This is a genomic window from Mesotoga sp. HF07.pep.5.2.highcov, assembly GCF_003666285.1.
GTDB classification, from domain to species: domain Bacteria; phylum Thermotogota; class Thermotogae; order Petrotogales; family Kosmotogaceae; genus Mesotoga; species Mesotoga prima.
The window spans coordinates 1-1,685 of the sequence record NZ_JFHJ01000101.1 but is presented as its reverse complement, the minus strand read 5'-3'; the positions used below and the strand labels follow the sequence as shown (position 1 = coordinate 1,685).

At 49.6% G+C, this 1,685-nt stretch carries 2 protein-coding genes and 1 pseudogene; 1 reads left to right on the top strand and 2 read right to left on the bottom strand.

Annotated features, from left to right (window positions below; genetic code table 11):
* The first annotated feature begins 667 nt into the window (after positions 1–667).
* Positions 668–931 (top strand): hypothetical protein, encoded by a 264-nt coding sequence (locus BG32_RS15415; protein WP_147434790.1) that lies wholly within the window; start codon positions 668–670, stop codon positions 929–931.
* A 47-nt stretch (positions 932–978) separates the two neighbouring features.
* Here the strand turns inward: BG32_RS15415 and BG32_RS16025 are convergent, their stop codons facing one another.
* Together BG32_RS16025 and BG32_RS16020 are read right to left on the bottom strand one after the other, a co-directional pair.
* Complete coding sequence (locus BG32_RS16025; protein ID WP_259459434.1) at positions 979–1,260, bottom strand: hypothetical protein; 282 nt, start codon at positions 1,258–1,260, stop codon at positions 979–981.
* A gap of 38 nt (positions 1,261–1,298) precedes the next feature.
* Positions 1,299–1,685 (bottom strand): annotated as a pseudogene (locus BG32_RS16020) (L-threonine dehydrogenase); the annotation flags it as partial.

The window sequence follows — 1,685 nt, the reverse complement described above, 5'->3', positions numbered from 1 at the left end:
TGATGCTGCCTCCGGCAGGAAGTGAGGCTCGCTGGCGCGAGGAAGTGATGCCCGGAAGAACATCCGGGGAAGTGATGCTGGCGCTTACGCGCCAGGAGGCAAAAACCAAAGAAAAAGAGCAAGCAAATTAAAGTGATCTGATCAGAACGAACTTATTTTGTCATCCTGAAGCGCTCCTGTTCAGGATCTGGGCTTTTGAGAAACCGAGGTTAGAGGTCAGTGGTCAGAAGTTGGAAGAGCAAAGGATCAGTTGCAAGTTCAAAGTTGTGAGTTGTAGAAAAGTCCAACAAAACGGGTCTCGGTTCTCGTGAACAGAAACGGCTAATAAAGTCAAGGTTTTGCTGCGTTTGAGGAAGTTATCCCGACATCGGCTTTTGGAAGTTCCTCACATTGTCATCCCGAACTTGTTTCGGTCTTTGAAAGACCGGGGGTAGAGGTCAGTGGTAAGAGGTTGGAAAGAGCAAAGGAACTGGTTGGCCGTTGGACGGTTCTCCGTTCGTCGAGGAGAGCCGTGAAGCAATAGCATCGAGATTCCGACCAGGAGCTTTGTCGGAATGACGGAATCTCTAGCCTTTTCGGAATAACCGTTAGTTGTCATCCCAATGAGCCTGCCCTGAAGCCTGCCCCAATGAGCCTGTCCTGAAATAATCTTGTTCAGGGCTCCTGTTTGGGGTCTCCTGTTCAGGGTCATCCCGAACTTGTTTCGGGATCTGGTTTTGATCTTCTCTGCGGGGTGCGGAAGACCGTTGACGGACAACGTGGTTTTCATCAGTGTGCAGCGATTCTGAGGATCATCGAGATTCTGAAACAAGTTCAGATGACGGAATCTCAGACAAGAACCTGGACGCGCGGCGTCGGAACGAAGAACCGGTTCTTCTCGGAGGACGGCGGACTGTTGACCGATGACGATCATCCTTTCTCGTCAGGTTGATCTCAAAGAAGAAGGTCCGCCATTGAGGCGGGCCCCTGTATTCATTCTCAATCTAGCATTACTGCTTTGATTACTTTGTCTCTCTCGTTCTCCGCCTTGACCATCATCTCACCTATATCTTCCAGTTTGAAGGTATCGGTAATCAGCGGTTTCACATTTACTGCTCCGCTCTTTATCATATCTACGCATCTTGGAAAGTAGAGAGCCGGAACTGCATGTGAGGCTCTAAGCTGAAGCTTGTTGAAGTGGAACTTGTTTGCATCGAACTTTATGAAGCGTCCCTCCCCGTAATCTATTCCGATGAAGCCGACGACTCCTCCAAAATTCATGACGTCAAGAACTTCGGGGATCACGTAAGGCGGTGCGGTTACGAGAGCTCTATCGACTCCTCCTTGGGGAATTTATAGGAGCTGATCGGGGTCTTGTCGACGAGTATAACATCCTCCACTCCAAAGCTCTTTGCAACATCTATCCTTATCTTAGATCTTGAATGGTTGGCAACAAAGATTCTTCTCGCTCCCATGGCCTTGACTATCTGAACGACCATGAGCCCGATCGGACCCAGACCAACAATCAGCACGTCGTCGTTCAGCTTGGGATCGACCGTGTATGTGAGGTCCAGCGCAACTCCCATTGGTTCGACGAGAGAGGCTTGTTCGTATGGGACCCCTTCGAAAGGCACCGCATTTTGTTTGTCTATTATTACCTTCTCGGCAAAGCCCATCGTGAGATTCTCTTTCTCGGCCCTTATGAA

Coding starts and splice junctions, on each gene's coding strand:
- BG32_RS16025 (WP_259459434.1), bottom strand. CDS start 1,260: ATGAATTTTGGAGGAGTCGTCGGCTTCATCGGAATAGATTACGGGGAG.